The organism is Paracraurococcus lichenis (assembly GCF_030657435.1).
GTDB classification, from domain to species: Bacteria; Pseudomonadota; Alphaproteobacteria; order Acetobacterales; family Acetobacteraceae; genus Paracraurococcus; species Paracraurococcus lichenis.
This window is the reverse complement of record NZ_JAUTWS010000590.1, coordinates 1-281: the sequence shown is the minus strand read 5'-3', so window position 1 is coordinate 281 and position 281 is coordinate 1. Positions and strand designations below refer to the sequence as shown.

At 67.3% G+C, this 281-nt stretch carries 1 pseudogene; it reads right to left on the bottom strand.

The features are described from left to right. Positions 1–281, bottom strand: a pseudogene (locus Q7A36_RS41360) (IS3 family transposase); the annotation flags it as partial.

Genomic DNA, 281 nt, shown 5'->3' with positions numbered 1-281 from the left:
AAGGTTCAGCGCCGTCTCGCCCGCAGGCCGGTGGTAGAACCCCGAGCGGCTGATCGAGACCAGCTCGCACTGCCGCACCACCGATAGCTGCGGGTGGTCCGGCTCGATCATCTGGCGCCGCCGCTCCAGGCTCATCGACCGGATGCTTTCGCCAAAAAATCCCGTTCCACCACCAGTTGCCCGATCTTCGCGTGCAGCTTCTCGACCTCCGCCTCGACCGCCTTCGCGCTCTCCGGCGCCGCCGCCTTGCCGGAGAATATCGCCGTCAGCCCCTCCATGGC